The sequence below is a fragment of the Anaeromyxobacter terrae genome, assembly GCF_022690685.1.
GTDB classification, from domain to species: Bacteria; Myxococcota; Myxococcia; order Myxococcales; family Anaeromyxobacteraceae; genus Anaeromyxobacter; species Anaeromyxobacter terrae.
Genome location: NZ_JALCYY010000013.1, coordinates 23,704 through 45,439, shown reverse-complemented (window position 1 = coordinate 45,439; position 21,736 = coordinate 23,704). Strand labels below are relative to the sequence as shown.

Annotated in this window: 20 protein-coding genes and 3 tRNA genes; 18 read left to right on the top strand and 5 right to left on the bottom strand. The window is 66.2% G+C overall.

Annotation, left to right across the window (positions count from 1 at the left end; all coding sequences use genetic code 11):
* The first annotated feature begins 10 nt into the window (after nucleotides 1-10).
* The 15 genes from MNY62_RS07995 (at nucleotide 11) to MNY62_RS07925 (ending at nucleotide 14,712) form a co-directional block, all read left to right on the top strand.
* Nucleotides 11-1,303 carry a hypothetical protein gene (locus MNY62_RS07995; protein ID WP_242343603.1) on the top strand — a complete coding sequence of 431 codons (1,293 nt, stop codon included), beginning with the start codon at nucleotides 11-13 and terminating at the stop codon, nucleotides 1,301-1,303.
* A gap of 95 nt (nucleotides 1,304-1,398) precedes the next feature.
* Entirely contained in the window at nucleotides 1,399-1,908 is a 510-nt protein-coding gene (locus MNY62_RS07990; RefSeq protein WP_242343602.1) for a hypothetical protein, read from the top strand.
* Between the two features lie 55 nt (nucleotides 1,909-1,963).
* Nucleotides 1,964-3,049 (top strand): PGN_0703 family putative restriction endonuclease, encoded by a 1,086-nt coding sequence (locus MNY62_RS07985; RefSeq protein ID WP_242343601.1) that lies wholly within the window; start codon nucleotides 1,964-1,966, stop codon nucleotides 3,047-3,049.
* A gap of 251 nt (nucleotides 3,050-3,300) precedes the next feature.
* Entirely contained in the window at nucleotides 3,301-3,657 is a 357-nt protein-coding gene (locus tag MNY62_RS07980; RefSeq protein ID WP_242343600.1) for a hypothetical protein, read from the top strand.
* A gap of 17 nt (nucleotides 3,658-3,674) precedes the next feature.
* Nucleotides 3,675-4,028 carry a hypothetical protein gene (locus tag MNY62_RS07975; RefSeq protein ID WP_242343599.1) on the top strand — a complete coding sequence of 118 codons (354 nt, stop codon included), beginning with the start codon at nucleotides 3,675-3,677 and terminating at the stop codon, nucleotides 4,026-4,028.
* On the top strand, nucleotides 4,025-6,520 hold the full coding sequence (locus MNY62_RS07970; RefSeq protein WP_242343598.1) for an Hsp70 family protein: 2,496 nt from the start codon (nucleotides 4,025-4,027) through the stop codon (nucleotides 6,518-6,520). The genes MNY62_RS07975 and MNY62_RS07970 overlap by 4 nt, the downstream gene beginning before the upstream one ends.
* A gap of 2 nt (nucleotides 6,521-6,522) precedes the next feature.
* On the top strand, nucleotides 6,523-7,968 hold the full coding sequence (locus tag MNY62_RS07965) for an ATP-binding protein (RefSeq protein ID WP_242343597.1): 1,446 nt from the start codon (nucleotides 6,523-6,525) through the stop codon (nucleotides 7,966-7,968).
* A complete protein-coding gene (locus MNY62_RS07960) occupies nucleotides 7,965-9,002 on the top strand; it encodes a hypothetical protein (protein ID WP_242343596.1) in 1,038 nt (345 codons plus the stop codon). Before MNY62_RS07965 ends, MNY62_RS07960 begins: the two co-directional genes overlap by 4 nt.
* Before the next feature lie 12 nt (nucleotides 9,003-9,014).
* Entirely contained in the window at nucleotides 9,015-9,770 is a 756-nt protein-coding gene (locus MNY62_RS07955; RefSeq protein WP_242343595.1) for a hypothetical protein, read from the top strand.
* 101 nt (nucleotides 9,771-9,871) lie between these two features.
* Nucleotides 9,872-10,366: a hypothetical protein gene (locus tag MNY62_RS07950; protein WP_242343594.1), complete on the top strand. Its 495-nt coding sequence runs from the start codon at nucleotides 9,872-9,874 to the stop codon at nucleotides 10,364-10,366.
* Nucleotides 10,367-10,487: 121 nt separating this feature from the next.
* Nucleotides 10,488-11,054 (top strand): hypothetical protein, encoded by a 567-nt coding sequence (locus tag MNY62_RS07945; protein WP_242343593.1) that lies wholly within the window; start codon nucleotides 10,488-10,490, stop codon nucleotides 11,052-11,054.
* Nucleotides 11,055-11,176: 122 nt separating this feature from the next.
* Nucleotides 11,177-12,064, top strand: a complete 888-nt coding sequence (locus MNY62_RS07940) for a competence protein CoiA family protein (protein ID WP_242343592.1) — start codon at nucleotides 11,177-11,179, stop codon at nucleotides 12,062-12,064.
* A 284-nt stretch (nucleotides 12,065-12,348) separates the two neighbouring features.
* Nucleotides 12,349-12,903, top strand: coding sequence for a dihydrofolate reductase family protein (locus MNY62_RS07935; RefSeq protein WP_242343591.1), 555 nt, complete (start codon nucleotides 12,349-12,351; stop codon nucleotides 12,901-12,903).
* Nucleotides 12,904-13,134: 231 nt separating this feature from the next.
* A complete protein-coding gene (locus tag MNY62_RS07930) occupies nucleotides 13,135-13,530 on the top strand; it encodes a helix-turn-helix domain-containing protein (protein WP_242343590.1) in 396 nt (131 codons plus the stop codon).
* A gap of 42 nt (nucleotides 13,531-13,572) precedes the next feature.
* Nucleotides 13,573-14,712, top strand: a complete 1,140-nt coding sequence (locus tag MNY62_RS07925) for a tyrosine-type recombinase/integrase (protein ID WP_242343589.1) — start codon at nucleotides 13,573-13,575, stop codon at nucleotides 14,710-14,712.
* Nucleotides 14,713-14,747: 35 nt separating this feature from the next.
* Here the strand turns inward: MNY62_RS07925 and MNY62_RS07920 are convergent, their stop codons facing one another.
* From MNY62_RS07920 to serS, 5 genes are all read right to left on the bottom strand, one after another.
* On the bottom strand, nucleotides 14,748-17,249 hold the full coding sequence (locus MNY62_RS07920) for a DEAD/DEAH box helicase (protein ID WP_242343588.1): 2,502 nt from the start codon (nucleotides 17,247-17,249) through the stop codon (nucleotides 14,748-14,750).
* A gap of 297 nt (nucleotides 17,250-17,546) precedes the next feature.
* Nucleotides 17,547-17,623: transfer RNA gene (locus MNY62_RS07915), tRNA-Arg, on the bottom strand.
* 63 nt (nucleotides 17,624-17,686) lie between these two features.
* A tRNA-Ser gene (locus tag MNY62_RS07910) sits at nucleotides 17,687-17,778 on the bottom strand.
* A 21-nt stretch (nucleotides 17,779-17,799) separates the two neighbouring features.
* Nucleotides 17,800-17,889 (bottom strand) — tRNA-Ser (locus MNY62_RS07905).
* Nucleotides 17,890-18,139: 250 nt separating this feature from the next.
* Nucleotides 18,140-19,447, bottom strand: a complete 1,308-nt coding sequence (gene serS, locus MNY62_RS07900; RefSeq protein ID WP_242343587.1) for a serine--tRNA ligase — start codon at nucleotides 19,445-19,447, stop codon at nucleotides 18,140-18,142.
* Between the two features lie 107 nt (nucleotides 19,448-19,554).
* Here serS and MNY62_RS07895 point away from each other — a divergent pair, with 107 nt between their 5' ends.
* Genes MNY62_RS07895 through MNY62_RS07885 form a run of 3 tightly spaced genes read left to right on the top strand, consistent with a single transcriptional unit; the run spans nucleotide 19,555 to nucleotide 21,600 of the window.
* Complete coding sequence (locus MNY62_RS07895) at nucleotides 19,555-20,196, top strand: RNA polymerase sigma factor (RefSeq protein ID WP_242343672.1); 642 nt, start codon at nucleotides 19,555-19,557, stop codon at nucleotides 20,194-20,196.
* Nucleotides 20,193-20,810: a zf-HC2 domain-containing protein gene (locus MNY62_RS07890; protein ID WP_242343586.1), complete on the top strand. Its 618-nt coding sequence runs from the start codon at nucleotides 20,193-20,195 to the stop codon at nucleotides 20,808-20,810. Before MNY62_RS07895 ends, MNY62_RS07890 begins: the two co-directional genes overlap by 4 nt.
* Before the next feature lie 49 nt (nucleotides 20,811-20,859).
* Nucleotides 20,860-21,600, top strand: a complete 741-nt coding sequence (locus MNY62_RS07885; protein WP_242343585.1) for a hypothetical protein — start codon at nucleotides 20,860-20,862, stop codon at nucleotides 21,598-21,600.
* The last annotated feature ends 136 nt before the right edge of the window (nucleotides 21,601-21,736 follow it).

Here is a 21,736-nt window from a genome sequence, read left to right as displayed (position 1 = left end):
GCTCGTGCGCGTGGCGATTGATACCGCCCAGCGCGGGGGACCGATGAAGAACACCCGAGGCGGAGATGCGCGCTCTCAGAAGTCTATGTGCCGGAGGGGGAAGACGCTCGCATCGCTCCTGGCCATCGTGGCGTTCTCGCCAGCGAGTGCCCAAGATCCCCGAGCCGCGTTCCCGGCCAAGGGGGCCCTCAAGCTACCTTCACCTCAAGACCCGCAGCGGTTTCACGAAGTCAGACGGTCCGCGCTGTCGCACATCCAGAAGCTCAGCAGCGCCATCGACGAAATCTACCCGCGGATGCGCGAGGTGTCGAAGCACCTCTCCGCATTGCAGGCGGAGGAGGAGCAGAAAGCCGACAACGAAGCGGCCGAGTCGAAGGTCTTCAAGAAGTATCCCGCACTGGCGGCGATCGGAATCTTCAAAGGCTATCGTTTCGAAGGATTCGTAACCGACCCGAAGGAGCTCCGGGGAAGAGCAGACATCGCCCGTGCCTGGCTGAGACGCGCAAGAACGTGTGGTGAGGCGCTCGGCAACCAGATCTCGCCGGCCCCAGCGGAGTGCACCACGCTCTTGAGCTGCTCCGATGACATCGGCGCCGATGCCGACGGGTTGTTCCGGTACGACCTGTCGAGCGAATTCGAGATCGCGAAGACCCGGATCGACTCACCGAGACAGTTTCGGTACGAGGGATTCGAGAAGATCCCCTCGGACGCTGACTCAGCGCTGGCCGAAAAAGAGGCGCTTGCCTTCGATTCGTGCCGCTTGGTGAGCGAGCTGACCAAGTTCGAGCCGACGAACGTCCACGTCGTTCAGAGGCAGCGGCTTCACTTCGTCCTCTGGGCGAGAGAGTTCAAAGACTTCCAGAAGCATTGCTCTACGCCGCGCGACGTGAACCCCGTTCACGCTCGCTTGGTCGCGTTGTCGCAGCAGTTCCCGGAGGACGAGGACGTTAAGAAGATCGTCGAGCAGTCTAGGGAATGGTGCGGCGGGATGGCCAAAGAACACTGCAAGAGTGTCTACGAGGTCCGCGAAACGTGGGCGCTCGCGTACCTGACGGAAGCCTGCTCGATCAGGAAGGTCACGACGAAGGACGTGACGGACGACGTGCAGCAGTGGCGAGCGGCAACGGACGCAGAGAAACAGGAACACCTGGAGCTTGCGGACCTGATCAACGCGTGCGCTGCCGCGAACAAGGCCGGATTCGACTGGTCCTTCGAGAAGCCGGAGGAGACGGGGTGTCGTTCTTCAGCGCGGCAGACCGAGAACATGCCGCCGCGCCGCAAACGAGCATCCTCTTCGCCGTAGACGTGGGCCAGGGCTACGACACGGTAGAGCTGGTCGGAACGTCGCGGCTAGGCAGATACCCTCGACGTGTGAGCCCGCGTGAGTGCAGGGGCGCTATGTCCAAGATGCCTATATCAGGCGATCCGTTCGTCGAAAACGAGAAAGCGTTCGAAGCCGCGCTCGTGGCCACTATTCGGCTACGCCTGAAGCAAACGGGCGTGGATGCTTCGGTTCTTCCGAAATTCGGCCTCGACATCGCGGTATTTATGCGACATGCGACAGGAACGCGTGTGCGTTTCCTCGAGGCGAAGTGCTTCAGCGCGGCCGCGGGGCGCATCGGCATCGGCAACGACGCCGGCGGTGGCACGCAGGTCGAGATGCTTCTGCGTCCTTCTGAGGAGCTCGCTGTGATCAGCGGTGCGGTGCGCTGGGTCCTTCTCGACACGACCCGCCCCCGAGGGTCGGCTCGATATGCGATGTTTGACTGCGCGGAACTTCGCTCGGCAGCGTCCGGCGGTGCAGTGGCGAGGGGGAAGCAGAACAACCTCCGCATAATGGCATTCGCTGACCGGTACGTGACGTGGGACGAGATGATCGACCGAGTCGTGGAGTTCTTGGTGACGTAGAGGCCTTCCAAGTCCACTCTGGGCCCTCGCGCGCAGACCCATGGAGAAGCCACCAATGCCGGAGCGAAGCGGCGGCGTACGCAGTAGGCCCGGTGCGAAATCGCCGGCGACGGCATACAAGACTGCCGAGCGTCGAGCCCAAGGCCGATGGAAACTCGAGGTCGCATCTCGCGAAGAGATGCCGCTCGACGCGCGCCAGAAAGGCACCTGGCGGGGGATTGAGCAGGACTACTTCCTTCCTGCCTCATCCGCGAACTGCAACTTGTGGCTGGCCATCAGAGACGAACTGCTGTCGTTCTTCGAGACATACGACATTGCCTGGCATGAAGAAGACACAAAGGACTACGGAACGCGCACGTCACGAGGCCCGTCGCCGAACCTCCTGGATTCTCAGGTCTGCGCGCTGAACTTCTGGTGGGGACTGGCGAGGAGTCCGGCGGCATTGGCTGCGACGCTCCGCACCATCGTTCCGGAACTCGTGGGTGTGGAACCGCCGGGTCCTAGCGGCGCACTCGCAGAGCCTGAGTGGATCGGCCGAAGCGGGACCAACTACCTCGGTGAGAAGGGAAGGCATCGAAGACGAGGCAAGTTCGCCACAAGCGCGGATCTCCTCTTCGTGTACCGGGATCGCTCAGGCCAGCGACACGGAATCCTGCTCGAGTCAAAGTACACCGAGGATTACCGGGATGCAGCATTCCAGCCCCGGAGTCCGTTTGGAACTAGCCGCATCCAGATATACGAGCCGGCGTTCGCAAGTCCCTGGAGCCCCTTCCGTCGCGAAGGGGCGCTCACCGTACCGGACTTGCTGATCGAACCGTTCGACCAGCATCTCCGGCAACAGCTCCTTGCCGCGGCAGCCGAGCAGGACGGCGAGCTCGGGCTCTCGACCGTGACCTGCGTCCACGTCTGCCCGCGTGCGAATCGAGCGTTTCACGAGGTCATCACGGCTCCGGCTCTTCAATCGGCGGGAGCGACGGTTGCTGAGGTCTGGGGTTCGCTGCTCACCCAGCCGAGCCGTTATCGGAGCGCCGCGTACGAGGACGTCTTCGCTGCGGCGGAAGCGATCCGTGATCCTGCATTGGCGGCTTGGTACGCCTACCAACGCGATCGCTATCGATGGGGCGCGCGAGCGGCGACGTAGGGGGCCCAACAATGGTGAGCGAAGCGCAGGCGAACGTTCCTGCGCTCTGCATGCAGGTACCGAACACGCACGACACTGTCCCGGCTATGTCCGGTGCTACGATACCCCACGACGCTCCGAGAACCTTGAGGCAGCGCAACTCGAGAAGCCGTAAAGCGTGCTGGCTTCTGGGCTCGTGTCCGTGTGTCTCGCAGAATGGAACGCAGAGCGGGGGGGCGATGAACCGTCGGCAGGAGATTACACTCGCGGTGGTGGCCGTGCTCCTCGCGGGAGTCTCCGCGTATCACGGGCTCGAGGCCGAGGAGTGGCTGTTCGCGTACTTCCTACCGGTCCTGATCGTGGGCGTGCTCGCGATCTACTTGCTCCGCGACAGGTCGGCGGCATCGCAGAGCGCCGATCAAATTCTGAAGAAGGGTCTCGGGCTCGTGGTTCTCGTTGTCCTACTCGGGCACCTAAGCCACCGGGCCGAGGCGCTCGGATGGGACGTGAGCTCTGCCGCGGAGGACGCGAAGGCGGCGTCTGCTGAGGCCGAACGCGCCCACGATGAGCTTCAGGGTCTCGAGCGTAGGGTGAGCAACCTCGAGATTCAGGTCATGTACCTGCGGTGACCGAGAGGCCCCCGCACATGACCGAACCCGGTAAGAGCGCTCTCGTCGATCTCGCGATCGACTCCTGGCGCTTCAGCCGCGTCTTCCTGCGGATGATGGCGAAGCTCGACGCGGGTGAGAAGGGTCGGTTCGACAGCCAGCTCCGCTGGTATCTGAAGCGGCTTGGCGAATCGCTGGACGCCGCAGGCCTGCGGATCGTCAACATCGAGGAGCAGGCTTTCGATCCCGGGATCGCGGCAACCGCGATCAACGCGGCCGACTTCGGGCCGGACGACACCCTCGTGGTCGACCAGATGCTCGAGCCGATCATAATGGGGCCGAACGGCGTCGTGCGCACCGGAACGGTTCTCCTGCGGAAGGTGACGACATGAAGCAGTACGTCGGGATCGATCTCGGAACTACGAACAGCGCGATCTGCTCGTACGACGGGGAGAACCTCCGCCTCTGGAAGAGCCCGGACCAGAACGACGTGACGCCGTCGGCGATCTACATGGACCGGCGTGGGAACAAGCACGTCGGCAGGCGCGCCTACGATTCTGCCCCGCACACCCCCGACAACGCGGCGGTGCTTTTCAAGCGGCTCATGGGAAGCAGCACGCCCGTCGTCCTCAAGGCCGTGAACGTCACGATGACGCCTGAGCAGTGCTCCGCAGAGATACTGAAGGCGCTCTACGGGTATCTGCCCGAGGAGGCGAGGGCGGCCGAGGACGCCGGGACTGTCATCACCGTGCCCGCGGCGTTCAACCAGATGGCGAAGGATGCCACCCTCCAGGCAGCGGAGATGGCCGGCTTCGGGAAGGTCGCTCTCATGCAGGAGCCCGTCGCGGCCGTCATGAGCGTGATGCGCGGCCGCAAGGCGGACGGGATCTTCGTCGTGTACGACCTCGGGGGCGGAACGCTCGACGTCGCAGTGGCGGAGAGCATCGCGGGCAGGGTGAGCCTTCTCGCCCACGGTGGCATCGCGATGTGTGGCGGTCGCGACTTCGACCGGCTGCTCGTCGAGCAGGTCGTTGCGCCGTGGTTGCTCGAGCACTTCGACTTGCCGGAGACGTTTCTGCATGAACCAGAGTACCTGACGCTCTCCAGGCTCGCGACGTGGGCCACGGAGAGGGCGAAGATCGAGCTTTCGGCCAAGCAGGAAGCCATCGTCGCGCTCCAGGAAACCGAGGTCCGCACCCGGGACACGCAGGGGACCGAGATCTACCTGGAGGTTCCGCTGCGGCGCGAGGACGTGGACCGGATCGTCGGACCCAAGGTTCAGGATTCGATCGAGGCCACCCGGGAGACGATCGCCAGGGCTGGCTACGCTCCGGAAGACGTGGAGCGGATTGTGTTCGTCGGGGGCCCGACGCACTACAAGCCTCTTCGGGATCAGGTGACATCGAAGCTCGGAATCGAGGGCAGCACCGAGGTGAACCCGATGACTGCCGTGGCGGAGGGAGCGGCCCTCTTCGCGGAGTCGATCGATTGGGAGGATGCGAGCCGCGGGCGCAAGACGTCGAAGGGAACCTTGGCTGCGAGCGGCCCGGTCCAGGTGGCGTTTTCGTACACCGCGAGGACGCCGGACGCGAAGGCGCGGATCGTTGCGAAGCTCGGAGCTGGCGGTTCAGCCGGGATGGAGTTCCAGGTCGACAGCGTCGACACGGGGTGGACTTCGGGACGGGTGCCGCTGAAGGATGGTGCTTCGATCGACGTGCAGCTCCAGAAGCACGGAGAGCACGTCTTCAAGGTCTTCGCCTTCGACGGCACGGGCAACCCGATCCAGCTCGAGACGAGCCGAATCGTAATGACGCGGACGGCGGCCACGGTCGATGCGATCCCGGCATCCCACTCCGTGGGCGTAGAAGTCGCCGATCGCCGAGGAGGTAGGCCCAGCCTCGTGTGGCTCGCGAGGGCGGGCGATCCGCTGCCCAAGCGGGGAAGACTGACCTTCAGGGCGGCCGAGTCGTTGAGGGCAGGTTCCGACGGAGCGTTGAACCTGAAGCTCTGGGAAGGGGAGATCGAAGATCCAGTCTCGGACAATCGCTTCATCGGCATCATGAAGCTGACGGGGGCCGATTTCGAGGAGGGAGTCATCGCGGCGGAGGCGGAACTTGTGTGCGAGTATGAGCTCTCCGACTCGGGTGCGGTGATTCTCGAGGTATCGGTCCCCAGCATCGGCGCCGCGTTCCACTCAGGACGCAACTTCTATTCGAGACAGGAGGGCCAGTTCGACTTCACCGCGGACACCGCGCAGATCGTCCGCGAGAGCGAGGTGACGAAGGGTCGCGTCGAGGAGCTGGCGGAGCGAATCGACGATCCCAAGCTGGATGCCGCAAAGAACCGGCTGTCGTCCGCCGCTGAGGTCAAACCTGACCGTGTGGACGCCGAGGCAGCGAAGCAGGCGATGGATGATGTCCTCGAGGCAAAGCGCCTGATCTCGGAGGTTCGCAAGAGCCACCTGAAGGAGATCCGGCAACTCGAGCTAGACGGCCTGAAGGATTCGTTCGGCAAGTTCATCCAGAAGTTCGCGAGGCCCACGGAGCTCTCCGCGATCGAGAACCTTTTCAAGACGGCGCAGCGCGCGATCGACCGAACGGATCGCGACTTCGAAAACGTTCTCGACGAGATCCGCGGCAGGGGGTTCGAGATCCTTTGGCGCCAGGACTGGTTCGTGGTGGATCGGTTCAAGTCGATGGCACAGGAGCCCGGCGCGTTCTCGGACCGCGGACGGCACCGGGAGCTCGTCCAGCGAGGCCTGGCCGCTCTGAACGAGGACGACATCGATCGGTTGCGCGGTGTCGTTCGCGAGCTGAACCAGATCCGGATCTCTGCGGTCGCGGACGACGAGATGTTCGACGTCGCAAACGTTCTTCGAGGGTGAGCGTGGTCTCTGATCCCTGGTTCCCTGTCGGCCTGAACCTCCCCGGGGGGGCAGCGTGCCGGGCGGCCTTGTACGAGGGTCAGGACTGGCAGGTGTTCGAGACGACATCCGGGGGCAGGGCGCTGATCGCGAAGGACGCGCTCGCGACGAGGTGGGTCTCTGAGGGCGTGCTCAGTGAAGGAACGCTGTCTCCTATTCGCTTTGGAAACGACGTATTTCAGGTCCTTCTGAGCGAGCCGCGTCACACGCTGGTGCCGCTCGAGTCGGCTACGTCGCCGTCGAGCCAAGCTGAGGCAATCGCTTTTGCCGTCTCGCTGCGCGAGACGCGCCGCGTCCTTCCGTCCGCCCCTCTCCACGACAGCATCTACGTCGAGCGCTTGTCGCGCCTGCTTCCGACTTGGTCGCTCTCCGAGGCGGCGCCGGACGATCTCGTCCTTGGCAGGTGGTTGTCCGGCGGCGTGCGAGTGTCTGCGAGGTCATTCAGGCGGTTGGTGTCCCTCCTGAGTTGGCTCACCCCGATGGACCTGCGCGCGCTGCTGGAGGCTGGGGGATACGCTGTTCCCGGGACCGACGCGGGAGTGGCAATTTCGGTCGGCCCCGTCGCGGCGGAGTCAATCCGTCCAGCTGCTGTCCGAGACCCGCATGCGCAGGAGCGCGAGACGAAGGTGCCGTTTCGCCTACCCGGGCGCGCCGACCTCGAGCGGTTCTTTCGAGAGCACGTCGTCGACATCGTCGAGAACGCGGAAACCTATCGGGCGCTCGGGATCGACTTCCCGTCGCCTGTCGTGCTCCACGGACCACCAGGGTGCGGCAAGACCTTTGCCGTCGAGCGGGTGGTCGAGTACCTCGGATGGCCGAGCTTCTCCATCGACTCGAGCACGATCGGCAGTCCCTACATTCACGAAACTGGAAAGAAGATCGCGAAGGCGTTCGAGGATGCGCTCAAGGCTTCGCCCGCCGTAGTCGTCATCGACGAGATGGAGTCGTTCCTGTCGGATCGGCAGCTCGGGGGCAGCCAGGGACTTCACCACGTCGAAGAAGTGGCCGAGTTCCTGCGGCGGATCCCGGACGCGATCAAGAACCACGTGCTGCTCATCGGTATGACGAACCGGATCGAGATGATCGACCCGGCGATTTTGAGACGGGGCCGCTTCGATCACGTCATTCAGGTTGGAATGCCCAGTGAGGAGGAGGTCCGATCCCTTCTCGCCTCGCTCTTGGAAGGGCGTCCGGGTGGAGCGGCGGTGAACACCACCGCGCTCGTGCCAGCGCTTCTGGGACGCCCTTTGTCCGACGTCTCCTTCGCCGTCCGGGAGGCTGCCCGCCTGGCGGCAAGGAGTGGCAGGACGTCCCTGGATCAGAGGAGCTTGGAGGACGCGCTGCGGTCGCTACCTCCGCGATCAGACATCAGTGCCGCTGCGAACCCAATCGGATTCAGACGCGAATGAACTTGCTCGAGAACCCGTTCCATCTCCTCGGAGCCACGACCAGGGACGATCGGCGGCGAGTGCTGGAACTCGCCGAAGAACGAGCCTTGTCTGGCGATCCTGGCGTGTGTTCCAAGGCGCGCGCGGACCTGACGAACCCTCGGAATCGAGTGGCCGCGGAGATTGCGTGGCTTCCCGGCACGCCTGCCGACAAGGTCCGAGAGCTATTGCGGGCCCTCGAGGCTGGCTCGAGCGGACCAGCCAGGGAGAGTGCCCGGCGTGGGGAACTTACTCCGCTCGGAGCGGCGAACTTCATCGCTTCGATGCTCGGTCGCTGCAAGACGTCGCTATCCGTCGACGAGGCCGTCGAACGCATTCGAGCCCTAGCGCTGGCTGACGAGCGCGCGGATCGCGGTCACATTCGAGCCCTTCTGAATGAGGATCGCGCAGCAGCAGGGTTTCCGCCGATCACCGATGACGCGCTTCTGGACCACGCCCTTTCCGAGCGCCGGGAGTATTACCGCGCCGCGATCAGGACCGCTCTCGACCGCATGACGAGCCGGGACATCGTCGCTGTTGTGACGCGAGTCGTGGAGCAGTCTTCGCAGAAGGGGCGATCGCACGCGCCGCTGCTGGTTGACAACCTCGTCGATACATTCGAGGGCGAGGCCAAGGCCTTCCTAGAGCGGGAAGCGGAGAACCTCGAGCGACTGTTCGAGGCGATACGGAAGGCAGCGGAAGCAGGTGCCTCGAGAGAGAACGTGACCAAGCTGTTGCGCGGCGTGAAGCGAGTACTCAGAAACTGGGACTCAGTCGCGCAGCCGATTCAGTTGAGCGCGATGAGTCGCGGCATGGACCACGCGCTGAGCTTCGACGTTGCGACGAGCGTCCGGAACGTGGCGCTGCAGCTCAACAACGAGCACGGGATGCGGTGGGCAGCCGAGGAGCTCACGAAGCTCGTGCGAGATGTCTTCGCAGAAGTCCCGCGTATCGTCGAGCTGATTAGCAAGGACATGGAAGCGCTCGAAAGGCTCGCGCGAGCGGCAAAGGCGTGAATAGGGGCATTCATGACGGCCGAGGGGATGGTCCGCAGTGAGCTCGAGCCACCGCAAGGTTTCGCGGGGCTCGCAGAGCTTGTCTCGGATATCGGGATCGACCTGCGAGCTGCGGTCGTTGCAGCCGGCGAGGGGATGGCGGACGAATGGCCTGACGACATCGACGACGAGCGGTGGGCGACGAACTTTCTGCATGGCCGCGCGCCAAGGAAAGCGCCCGCGGCTGCGGTGCTCCAGGGTATCGTGGGGTTCTTCGTCTTCATTCTGCGGATGCCGTACGGGTGGGTGATCCTCGTCGGCGGAGCCATCAGCCTGTTCAGCATGTGTGAGTCTGGCTCACGGAAATCGAGCAGCCCGACGAGCTACGCCAGCAGCTACTCCTCGTCGACAGGTGCTGCCCCATCTCCTGCTGTGCGTAGCACCTCAGCGGTTCCGTACACCCCTCCAGTGGAGGACTACTCTGAAAACCGTCCGCAGGTCGGACGCAATCTGAGGCTCTCGACGGCTGAGGTGAGGTACTGCGTCTTCGAGGACACTCGCATCTCGAAGATGGAGCCCCTGGTCCTCAACAACGCGCAGGTCGCCGCCTTCAATCGCTTCGTCGAGGACTACAACAGCCGCTGCGGGAGCTTCCAGTACACGCGGGGCACGCTGGAATCCGTCCGGAAGCAGGCAACCGAACGAGACGCGCAGCTGTCCGCAGAAGCGCGCGCCAGGCTGAGGTCCGGCCGCAAGCGCGCGGGCGCGGTGGAGGGTCGCACGGAATGAGTTCCTTGGGCGGTCGTGAGCGAGTGAAAGCGCGGCAACTCTACGCGTGCGCTAAGACTGTCGGCAAAGCGTTCCTATTGGATGCGCTTGAGCGAGGAATCGTGTCGGAACACGAGGCGATGCTTGCCATCATGATCCACCCATCGGACTGCGCTATCAGGCTGGGCTACGTGATGGCTGCCTCTGCGTACGCGGTTCGAAACGACAGTCGCGTCAAAGTCCTCGCTACGTTTGCAGATTGGTTCAAGGAATTGCTGGCAAGACAGCAGCTCGCACGGCATCAGCGGATGTCGCAGCTCATGAACGCGATGATGGTTGAGGAGGGAAAGAAGCCGCTTCCGTACATTCCGCCCACTCCCAGCGAACGCGAGCCGATGCGATCTCTCGTCGACAGTCGGTTCTCGTCCGCCGAAAGGTGCATCGCCGAACTCACGGCCGCGGTTCGCGCCAACGCACCTCGTCCCTTCCAGGCTGCGTACGATGATCTCATGCCCTCCTTCGGTGGCCGGGGGGACGCCGAGGAGCTGGAGCGCCGCTACGGAGCCGTCCTGACCCGTGTTTTCACCGAGGCGCGGAGGGCCGTTGCAGACGTGTGACTGGCGATACGGACGCTTCCTGATCGCCTCTGTGTGCGTCGTGCTGGGCAACAACGCGTGCGTGCCGATGGTGAGCAGGCCATGGCCTACGCAGAGTTACCCGAGCACCTGTCCGATTCCGATGATGCCGATGGAGCCGATATGCCACACGTCGGCGAGTTTCGACGGTGGGTTCAAGTACAACGACCAGTTCGCGGCGTGCAGGATCGATATGCAGAGCTTCGCGGCCGCGCTTGATCAGTGGTGCGAGTGCGTTATCGAGGACCTGCGGACGAACTTCAACGTGTTCGTTGATCGTTCCCGGAGCACCCTCGAATGCTTGAACGCGGGTGCTTCGAGCGGAAGGCGAGTCGAGCAGGCTGCTGTTGTGCAGTGCGCAGAGGTCGATGTCCCGATCGACCGTTACTACAACCTGGATGCCCGGGATGTGCCGCCGCTGTGCATCAAAAAGCAAGAGTTCTTCCCGAGAGACACTTGGTCGTTCGATAGGTGCCAAGGCGAGGTCTTGGAGTACTCCCGAAGCATGAAGCGGAGCATCGAGAAGGGCACGTGGGACCTGCAGGAGAAGGCCATGTCCGCGGCGGACGATCTGCCCGACCACGGCACATGCGACGTGGACCGATCGCGCGGATGGCTCCCAGACGACGGACGCCGCTCGTACCACCTGCCAACCGCGAGCGTGCAGTAACAGCCCGACGAACCTCGGCTGGCGTAGCTCGAGGGCCTTGGTCGCGACTGATATCATCACCACGACGAAGCGGCCCGGGCGCTCACAGGGAGCGTGCGCGGCACCCGCAGGAGGGCGGGCCGATGTTCTTCGCGGACGACGGCAGCGGCGCGCGCGTGGAGGCGTGGCCGAAAGCGAGCGCGGTGTGCCCCTTGTGCCGGCGGGTGGTGCGAGCCCGGTGTGGAGAAGTTGTCGACTGGTACTGGGCGCACGAACGAGGCGCCTCATGCGACACGTGGGCGGAGAGCGAGACGCCCTGGCACCACTGGTGGAAGCTGCGCGCGGAGCCGGATCAGCGCGAGGTGGTGATGGGCGAGCACCGCGCGGACATCCGCACGCCCAAGGGCGTCATCGAGTTACAGCACTCGCCCATCGCCCCGGAGGAGATTCGCGAGCGCGAGGCGTTCTACGGCCGAATGATTTGGCTCCTGGATGGCCGCAGGATGGTGTTCGGCCTCAATGAGTTCGGCCTCGACGACGTGGCGCGCATCGAGCGAGTCGATGTGCCGCCATGGGGCGGGCTGCCGCCCCCGCCTGCCGGCTTCGCGTACTGGTTGTGGCGGCGCCCGCGGACGTCGTTCCTCGCGGCCAAGAAGCGGCTCTTTATCGATTTGGGCGAGGAGGTCCTGGAGGTGGCCGACAAGCAGGCGTCCCGCAAGGAGGGGTTTCTCCTGCTCGGCCGCATGGAGAGGCGCGACCACTTCCTCAATCGCGCGGGCCTGCGCCCACTCGACACCACCGAGGAGGAGCGCGTCCTCAGCCTCCTGGTGCGCTACCTACCCAAGGACCACGGCCGGGCCCAGGACCGTCCAGGCTTCCACTGGAACGACAAGGGGCCCTCGCGGCGCTGGCGTGAGTTTGCGACGGGAGCGCAGCTGGAGCGCTGGCGCACCGCCTGGAAACCTGCCGAGCACGAAGTGTTCGAGTGGCACAGCAGTGGGCGCCTGGCGGAACGCGAGGAGGAGACGTAACCGTCGCACCGACCCCGCGTAGCGCGCCATGCGCTCGCGCGGGCTGGGCGATTCCGGTCCGCTGCTCGCGCGCGCCCGCAAGCTGCTGTGGGGTCACCGGTCGGGGAGTCGCGCGCTTTGCTGTCCCGCGCACGCTGCGCGCGTACTCGCGTGGCACCCCCCGGCTCCCGCGCTCACGCGGAACGTCGCCGGATCTTCGTGCCAGATGTCTGTAAACCGGCCGGGAATGGTCGTGTTGACGTAGGTCTCCTGTCTGCTCGCGCTTCCGCATAGAATCCCACGCCATGGGCCTCCTCACCTTCGGTCTCAACGTGACTGTGGACGGGTGCACCGATCACACCCAGGGGATCGTGGACGACGAGCTGCACGACTATTGGACGCAGCTCATGGATCAGAGCGGGGCGATGCTCTTCGGGCGCAACACCTACGAGCTGATGGAGGGAGCCTGGCCCGCGGTGGCACGCGACGAAAAGGCGCCGCGCGCGATGCGCGAGTGGGCACAGAAGCTCGAGGCGAAGGCGAAGTACGTCGTGTCGGGCTCGCGGAGCGACTTTCCGTGGCAGAACACGATCAAGGTGGAGGGTGACCTTCGCGAGGCGATCTCGGCGCTGAAAGCGAAGACCGAGCGGGGTGTCCTCGTCGGAGCGCCCAAGCTCGCGGCTGCGCTCGAGGAGTTGGGGCTCATCGACGAGTACCGCATCGTCGTTCATCCCATCATCAGTGGACGCGGGCCGACGTTGTTTCATGGCCTGTCGAGTGCGCGGCATCTCCAGCTCCTATCGACGCAGCGGTTCAAGTCCGGCGTGCAGGCGCTCCACTTCCGTCGCAAAGCGGGATGAGCGTGGAAGGACCCGAGCGCTTCACCGGCGGATGCCTGTGCGGCAGCGTCCGCATCGTCGCGTCTGGACGGCCAAGCGTGCATGGCGGATGCTATGTAGCATCCTGTTGACATCTACACCGGCGCATGCCAGTCTCCGTGGATGTAGGCGACACGCCTACATCGCCCCAGAAGGGAGCGATGATGCCGTCGTTCGCGATCGGTATCGACGTTCGAGGGGATCGCTATGGGGATGGACAGCGCTGTCCGGAAACTCGTCAAGGAGATGCGGGAGATCGTGGCGGAGGAGGTTCGCGCCCAAGTCGGGACGCAGATCCAGGTGCCGGCGTCGGCCCCGCTGTCGGTTGTTGCGTCCGAAACGCGCGAGCAGGACGCCGGCTCCGCCGGTTCGCGTGAGGAGGAGCGCACGAAGGGTGAACATCTCGCCCCGCACGCCCCCACCGACCCCGCTCAGCCGAACTTCGACGCCGCTGAAGCGGCCTGGTTCCTGCGCTTCACGTCGATGAAGGCCTTCTACCAGGCTGTCCATCGATACGGGATTCCGCATGCGCGTCGCGGCGCGCGCGTCATGCTCTTCCGTCGCGTCGACCTAGAGAAGTTCATCGCGTCGCGGTCGCGTGGTCGCTAGACGCTTGGAGACGACGCACGCCTCCACGAGAGGACGTGAGCCATGGGCGTTGAGAAGTACACGACACCAGGAGGCAAGACCGCATGGATGGTCGACCTCACCGCGAAGCTGCCGAACGGGCAGGAGGTCCGGTTCAGGAAGCGGAAGATCCCGACGAGGGAGCAGGCGAAGGCGCTCGAGGCGAAGACGCTGCAGGAGATCTTCGACAACACGTATCTCGAGCGACGCCGCACGATGTCGCTCACCGTGCGCGACCTCTGGGAGCAGTACGAGCCCATCACCCGCCGGGACAACAGCTCCTACAACTCCGACCGCGGTAGGGCCGAGCACGTCCTCCGTCACCTCGGTAATCGCGAGGTCATGACGCTCACCCGCGTCGACGTCGAGGAGTACCGCGAGGCCCGACTCGGCGAGGAGACTCGTCGGGGCAAGGCCCCGTCCCATTCGACGCTGAACCGCGAGGTCGCGCTCCTCAAGCGCATGTATTCGTACGCGGTCGAGTGCGAGAGGATCCCGCACAGCCCGATCGCCCACGTGCCGATGCTCGAGGAGAGCAACGTCCGGCAGCGCACCATAACGGAAGCGGAGATCGCACAGATCGCGGCGGCTGCCGGGCCGCACCTCGGGCCCATGTTCCTCGCGTACTACGACACGGGCATGCGGAAGACGGAGCTCCGGCTCCTCCGCACCGCGGCGCTCGATCTAGAGCGCAAAACGATCCGCCTCCGCCCAGAGGACACCAAGACGGGGAGGGCGCGTGTCGTGCCGCTTACCGATCGCGTCGTCGCCGCCATCCGCTCGCTCCCGATGCCGCTCGGAGGCGAGTACGTGTTCGTGAACCCCGAGACGGGCGCGCCCTGGGATGACCCGTACCGAGTCTTCAAGCGGGTGTGCAAGCAGCTCGGAATCGAGGGCGTCTGGCTCCACGACACGCGCCGGAGCTTCAGCACGAACGCGCGCCGGCGCGGCTCGTCCGAGTCGGAGGTGATGAAGGTCACCGGGCACACGACCAGAAGCACGTTCGACCGGTACAACATCGTCGACGAGGCGGACGCCCGGGAGGTCATCCGGCGGCTTGAGGCCGGTGCAGCACTGGAACTAGCCGACGCGGGGCCGGACGAGGCACGACGCCGCCGCACGCGCGGAGCCACGTCCGCCGACACGAAGCCGCCTCGCGAGTAGATACCGCGAGTCGTTAGCGTGCAGCGAGGCCGCCGCTACGTCTTGCATGCAACCGTGTGTCGCTCGACGAAATTGGTCGAGGAGAGCCCGTGCTCGATGAGGAGACGGTCCACGGACTTCACGTCCCATTCCTTGACGGTTCGACCCGCCAGCTTCGTCAGGAACCCCTCGAGTGCATCGGTGAGGCCGCTGAGCTTCTTAGGCGTGATCACTCGCGTCCCATCGGGTGGATGGATCCCCTCGTCGGGCTCGATGGAGGGGCCGACGAAGACGGGCGTTCCGGTGCGCATCGAGTACTCGCGCTTGAACCACTGTGCGCTGTGGAGTAGTTGCTCCGCGTCCTTCTTCGGGATCACCTTGTAGGCTGCCTCGTTCTTCGCCTCCACTACGAGGCTCAACGAGGGCCACAGGACGAGGTTGTCCGGTCCTTCCCCGAAGTCGTGCTCCGGGCGAGTCGAATCCGCGCCGATGAGCCCCAGAGCCTGGCAGAACGCCTCCTCGAAGCGATGGGCCGGCACGCCGAACGCGAGCGACGGCTTGAGCGCCTGGAACGCCGCGAGCAGACCATTTCCAGTCGCGTACGTGTCGTACGTCTTGATGACGACCGCGGCGACCTCCCAACGCCCGGGATCGAGGGGTCGAATCACCGTACCCGGTGGAGGGCGAAGCAGCCCCTTGTGCTTGTCGAACGCTGCCTTCTGGAGCTTTGCCGCCTCGCCGGGGTCCGACTCGAAGGTCAAATTCGCGAGAACCTGGAGGTACCCAGCGCGTACACGTTCGTCCAGATCAGCGAACCGCTGTGCGTCGTTGAGCGTCGTGAAACCTCCGGGAGCATCGCCATCGACCGCTGCGGTGATCGCCTTGCGCTCCGCTTCTGCGAGCCGGATCAGCGATGCGTCCGTTCCTGCGCCAACATGCGCAACGACCTCCTGCCGGACGCGCTGATCGTAGAAGGTCTTCCACCCAGCGTCGCGAGTCAGGCTTTTGCGGACCAGGTCCTGGAACGCATCTTCTGGCGAGCTGGACGGATCGTCGCTTGCCAGTTCCGCGAGTTCCTTTGCGAGCTGCAGCTGGATTCTCACGTCGGGGCTCATTCGGTCCTGAACGTCTCGCCTCGTGATGAAGCTCGCGAGCTCGGGCCCGGCGAGGACGCAGACGGCGTAGTCCGCATTCGATCTCACCGCACGCCCCATTCCCTGCTCGATCCTGTTCAGGGTGCGATTTCGAACGCCGCCGGGGAGCGCCGGGTTGCCACTGTCGTGCTGGTCGATGATCCCGCTACCGAACGGTACACCATCGAGGATCAACACGCGGCACGCGTCGTCGGGCAGGTCGATGCCGTCGTATCGTTGTGCAAACGCGGCGAACTTCAGGGTCCCCGCCTTGAGCTCGTCGACCACAGCGAGGATGTCGTTCGTAAGCGCGACACGAGCTCCGGCGGCTTCCCAGTCGCGCGCCTGCTTCTCCGACGAGCAAAGGACCACCACGTTGTGCTTCTTGGCACTCTTGGCAGCCCACTTCGTGATCCAGGCACGCTCCAGCTGGGTTCCGAGCAGAGACGGCGCGAGCACCATCCGCTCGCCGAGCCCGGTGTCGGAAGTGGGAACCACCGGTTTCTGAGCTGCCGCCGCGTCGCAACCGAGCTCCCTGACGAGAACGGAGTCATCCGCGAGCGTGGCTGACATGAACAACCGGTGCTCTGCGTCCGTGAATGCACGAACTCCGTCGACGAGCGGCACGAGAGGGGCGATCTCCACGCCGCGATCGCTCACGACGCAGCGGCACCACCGAAGTGCGTCGCGGAGGAAGGGCCAGCGAAACTTCACTCCGGCCGCCTCTGAGTGCTGCTGCAGGACGCCGCGGACGTCCTCCAGGATGCTGCGCCACCCCCAGTACGGGATCTCCATCACGGATTCCGGTCGGCCCGCTCGGATGTCGTCCCACAGACCAGGAGAAACAGCCCGACCGGGGCCGTCGAGGACGGCCATAAGCGCGTCGTACGGCTTCCCATCCGTCACGCGAACGGTGAACGCGTCACGTACCTCTTCGACGCCGGAGTGAACGTCGTCGAGAGCGATCGCGGCAGGCGTGAACGCAACCTCCTCACGGTCGAACGTCGTCAACGCGTTGAAGAGCTTGTCGTACGTGCAGACGATCACGGCCTGCGCGGCGAGGCACCGCGGGTGCGGGTGGCGCTCGCCCGCGGAGTATGCGTGCGCTTCGATCCCAAGTTTCGACGCCTCCGCGATCACCTGAAGAACGAGCTGGACGGTCGGGCACAGGTACACGACGGGCTTGGAGACCGCCCTCATGTACGACACCAAGTAGAGCAGGCCGACCGCCGACTTCCCGGTCCCCGTCGGCATCTTCAGCACGTGATCGTGTTGCTTCCGAGTCGCGTGCAGTGCTCGAAGGACTTCCTGCTGGGGAAGCCGTAGCGAGACGTGCGACGCCTTCCGATCGAGCTCACCGAAGATCTCGAGCGGATCGATCGACTGCGGCAACGGCTTCTTCTTTACGAGCTTGTTGAAGTCCACCACGAGCAGGCCCTCTCGAGGATGTCGGGAGACGGCGATCGTCTAGTCCGACAGCGCGTGCGAGTAAACATGCCTCTACCCCACGCGTGAGCGGTCTCCCCTCCGATCGGCCGATCGGGAACGGACCTCTCCGTGAGCGATCCGCTCGACATCTGAGCGTCACGCCCGCGCCGAGGCGACTCCACAGAACTCGCCAGGACACGGCCCAAGTTGCGGCAAGATTCCGTCAAAATCGACGTGACCCGTTCGGGTAAAGCGAAAGGCCTCACGGTTAAGTCACCGTGAGGCCTTACGTTTTGGCGGGCCCTAGAGGATTTGAACCTCTGGCCTTCGGATTCGTAGTCCGACGCTCTATCCAACTGAGCTAAGGGCCCTTGAAGCCTATTCGACTGTGCCGACCGCGGTGCGCTGGGTCGGAGTGCTGCAGGTCCTTCTACTGGCGGAAAGGGAGGGATTCGAACCCTCGATACAGGTCACCCCGTATACTGGTTTAGCAAACCAGCGCCTTCGGCCTCTCGGCCACCTTTCCGAACCCTCGTTCCCCTTCACCTGGCGGAGGAGGAAGGATTCGAACCTTCGGAGGGCGTGAACCCTCTGCGGTTTTCAAGACCGCCGCCTTAAACCGCTCGGCCACTCCTCCGAATCCGTCCTCGTTCCAAAACCTTGCCCCCGGACGCCTGCCGGCGCGCGCGAGCGGACGGCCCATATACGGCACCGGCGGGCGGGGATCAAGGGGAGAAGCAGAGGGAAGGGGACCCGGTCCGCTCACCCTTCGACAGGCTCAGGGTGAGCGGGGCCTTCGGGGGGGCCGGCGACCGCCCGGTCTGCCCCGGACCAAGGCCGCTCGCCCTTCGACAGGCGGCTTTCGGACCGCCGCGGACCGCTGCCCGCTACCTCTCCACCCCCCTCGGAAACGCCTGCGGGGCGATGTGCTCGAGCCCGCCCATGTACGGCCTGAGCGCCTCGGGCACCACGACCGTCCCGTCCGCCTGCTGGTACTGCTCCAGGATCGCCACCACCGTCCGGCCGATGGCGACGCCCGAGCCGTTGAGCGTGTGCGCGAGCCGGGGCTTCCCGCCCTCGCCGCGGTAGCGCACGCGGATGCGGCGCGCCTGGAAGTCCTCGCAGTTCGACACCGAGCTGATCTCCCGGTACGCGTCCTGGCCCGGGCACCACACCTCGATGTCGTAGGTCTTCGCGGACGAGAAGCCCATGTCGCCCGCGCACAGGAGCGACACGCGGTGGTGGAGGCCGAGGCGGCGGAGCACCTCGCAGGCGTCGTCCACCATCTTCTCGTGCTCGGCGTAGCTCTCCTCCGCGTTCGCGAACTTCACGAGCTCCACCTTGTGGAACTGGTGCTGGCGGATGAGGCCGCGGGTGTCCCGGCCGGCGGCGCCCGCCTCGGCGCGGAAGCACGGCGTCCAGGCGCAGTACGAGATCGGGAGCTGGTTCGCCTCGAAGATCTCGCCCCGGTGCATGTTCGTCACCGGGACCTCGGCGGTGGGGATGAGGTAGAGCGGCGACTCGCCCTGCGTCTTGAACAGGTCCTCCTCGAACTTCGGGAGCTGCCCGGTGCCGGTCATCGTCTCGGCGGTCACGAGGTAGGGCGGGAGGATCTCCGTGTACCCGCGCGACGCGTGCACGTCGATGAAGAACGCCGCCAGCGCGCGCTCGAGCCGGGCGCCGGCGCCCTTGTAGATGGTGAAGCGCGAGCCGGAGAGCTTCGCGGCCTGCTGCCACTCGAGGATCCCGAGCGCCTCGCCGAGCTCCCAGTGCGGCCTCGGCGCGAAGTCGAGCTTCGCCTTCTCGCCCCAGGTCGAGACGATCTGGTTGTCGTGCTCGTCCTTCCCGTCCGGCACCGACGCGTGCGGCGGGTTCGGCACGAGCAGGAGGAGCCGCTCGATCTCCGCCTCGACCTGGCCGAGCTCCTGCTCCGTCGCCTTCACCGCGTCGCCGAGCACGCGCAGCTCGGCGCGCGCCTTCTCGCCGGCGGCCTTGTCGGTGCGCATGAGCTCGCGGATCTTCGCGTTCGCGTCGCTCTGCTCCTTCTTCTGCTTCTCGAGCAGCACGTTCAGCTCGCGGCGGCGGGCGGCGAGCGGCTTCACGGGAGCGATCGCCTGGACGGCCGCCTCCCCGCGTCGGGCGAGCTTCTTCTCGAAGCTCTCGAAGTCCTGGGCGACGGCCCTGAGGTCGAGCATGGTGATCCTGTCTCGCCCCGAAAAGGAGCGTGAAATCGGCCGGTAGGAGTAGCTTTTAACTTCTGTGCGGGCAAGGGGTCTCATGAGCCGTGGCCCGCACGAACGGCATGCCCGACGACGGAGACAGCACGCGACGACCGGCGTTCCGGGTGCTCCCCGGCGGCGCGGCGCGAGCGTCCGCGGGCCAGGGCGCGACGGACGACGCGCTCCTCGCCGCTTTCCTCGTGGGCGACGACGACGCGTTCGGCGATCTCGTCCGGCGCCACGAGCGGCTCGTCCTCTCCATCGTCCGCCGCTACGCGCGCACGCCGGAGGATGCCCGCGATCTCGCGCAGCGCACCTTCCTGCGCGCCCTCGAGGCGGCGCGCCGCACGCTCCGCCGCGGCGAGCGCGAGGGCTTCGCGTTCCGCCGCTGGCTCGTGCGCATCGCCGTGAACCTCGCCAAGAACCACCTGCGCGACGAGCTCCGCCTCGGGCGCGCGCCGCTCGAGGCCATCGGGCCCAGCGAGGCCCACCCGGCCGTCGCCGTCGAGGCGCTCGAGGAGGCGGAGCGCGCCGCCGCGGTCCGGGCCGCCGTCGTCCACCTGCCGCGCCGCATGCGCGAGGTCCTCACGCTGCGCGTCGACGCGGAGCTGCCGTTCGCCGAGATCGCCGACGCGCTCGGCATCAGCGAGAACGCCGCGCGCGTGAGCTTCCACCACGCCACGCGAAAGCTGCGCGCCGCGCTCGCCCCGGAGGGCCAGCCATGAGCTCCGCGCCCCCCTGCAGCGAGTACGACCTGCTCCTCTCGCTCCACGCGGCGAACGCGCTGCGCGGCGAGGAGCGCGCCCGCCTCGAGGCGCACCTCGCGAGCTGCCCGGCCTGCCGCGACGACGTCGAGGCGAGCGCCGAGGTGCTCCGGCTCGCGCGGCTGCCCGCGCCGACGCCGGCGGAGCGGCGCGTCCTCGCCGACCTGCCGGAGCGCGCCGTCGAGGCGGTGCGCCAGGGCGAGCGGCGGCGCGGGGTGGTCCGGCGCATCGCGCTCGCCATGAGCGCGGTGGCGGCGCTCTCCCTCGTGCCGCTCCTGCCGTTCGTGACGGGGACGCGGCGGCCGCAGCTCGGCGATCTGCCGCGGGTGAGCGACGTCTCGGGCTCCCACCTCGGCACCGCGGTCGAGCTGCGCGGGCCGGCCCTCGCGCTCGATCGCTCCACCGGCGGAGAGCACCCGCAGCTCGCCTCCGCGACCGGCTCGGGAGCGGTCGCAGTGCAGGCGGCGAGCTGGCAGGAGCCGGATCCCGACGACCTGTGGGAGGACAGCACCGTCCTCCAGTCCCTCGGCGATCTCGAGGAGACGACGTTCGCGGCAGAAGCCGCGATGCAATGAGGCACGGCCACCTCGGCCGTGGCCCGTTCGACAACGAAGGGAGAGACGTATGAGGAAGCTCCTCATCGCGGCACTCGTGTTCCCGCTCGCCGCCTTTGCGCAGGCGGGACAGCCGCAGAAGCAGCAACCACCGCCGCCGAAGCCAGGCGGCGCGCAGCAGGCCCAGCCGCCGGGCCCCGGGGCGGGACCGATGCGCGGGCAGGGCCGCGGGATGGGCATGGGCCAGCCCGATCCGGAGCGGATGGAGCGGCGCATGCGCGTCGCGCGCACGCTCGGGCTCGCCGAGGCGCTCGACCTCGAGCCGGCCGAGGCGGTGAAGCTCTCCGAGCAGCTCGCCAAGTCCGACGAGAAGCGCCTCGCGGCGCACAAGCAGCTCATGGAGGCGAACCAGACCCTGCGCCGCGCGGCGTCGGGCGAGAAGGTCACCGCCGCCGAGGTCGATCAGGCCATCCAGCGGCTCTACGCCGCCCGCGGCCAGCTCGAGTCGATCGATCGCGACGCGACGCAGGCGCTCGTGAAGGACCTCACCCCCGACAAGCGCGCCCGCGCGGTGCTCTTCCTCGAGCGCTTCCAGCGGCACTTCGGGCACGGCCCCGGCCCCGGCATGGGCGGCGGCCGCGGCATGATGCGCGGCGGCGGCATGGGGATGGGCATGGGGAACGGCGGTATGGGCATGGGCCCCGGCGGCATGGGCATGGGGCCCGGCGGGATGGGGATGGGCATGATGGCCGGCGACTGCCCCAACCCGAACTGTCCGATGAACGGGCCGGACGGGGACGACGACAACTAGGATCTCCGCAAGCCCACGCCCCCTCTCCCGCACCAGCGCGGGGGAGGGGGTATCGCGCTGTGGGCCCCGCTCGTGGGGGTGGAGCGAGCCGGTGCTCATGTGACCCGCTGGAGCCGTCGAAGCGGGCTCGCGCCAT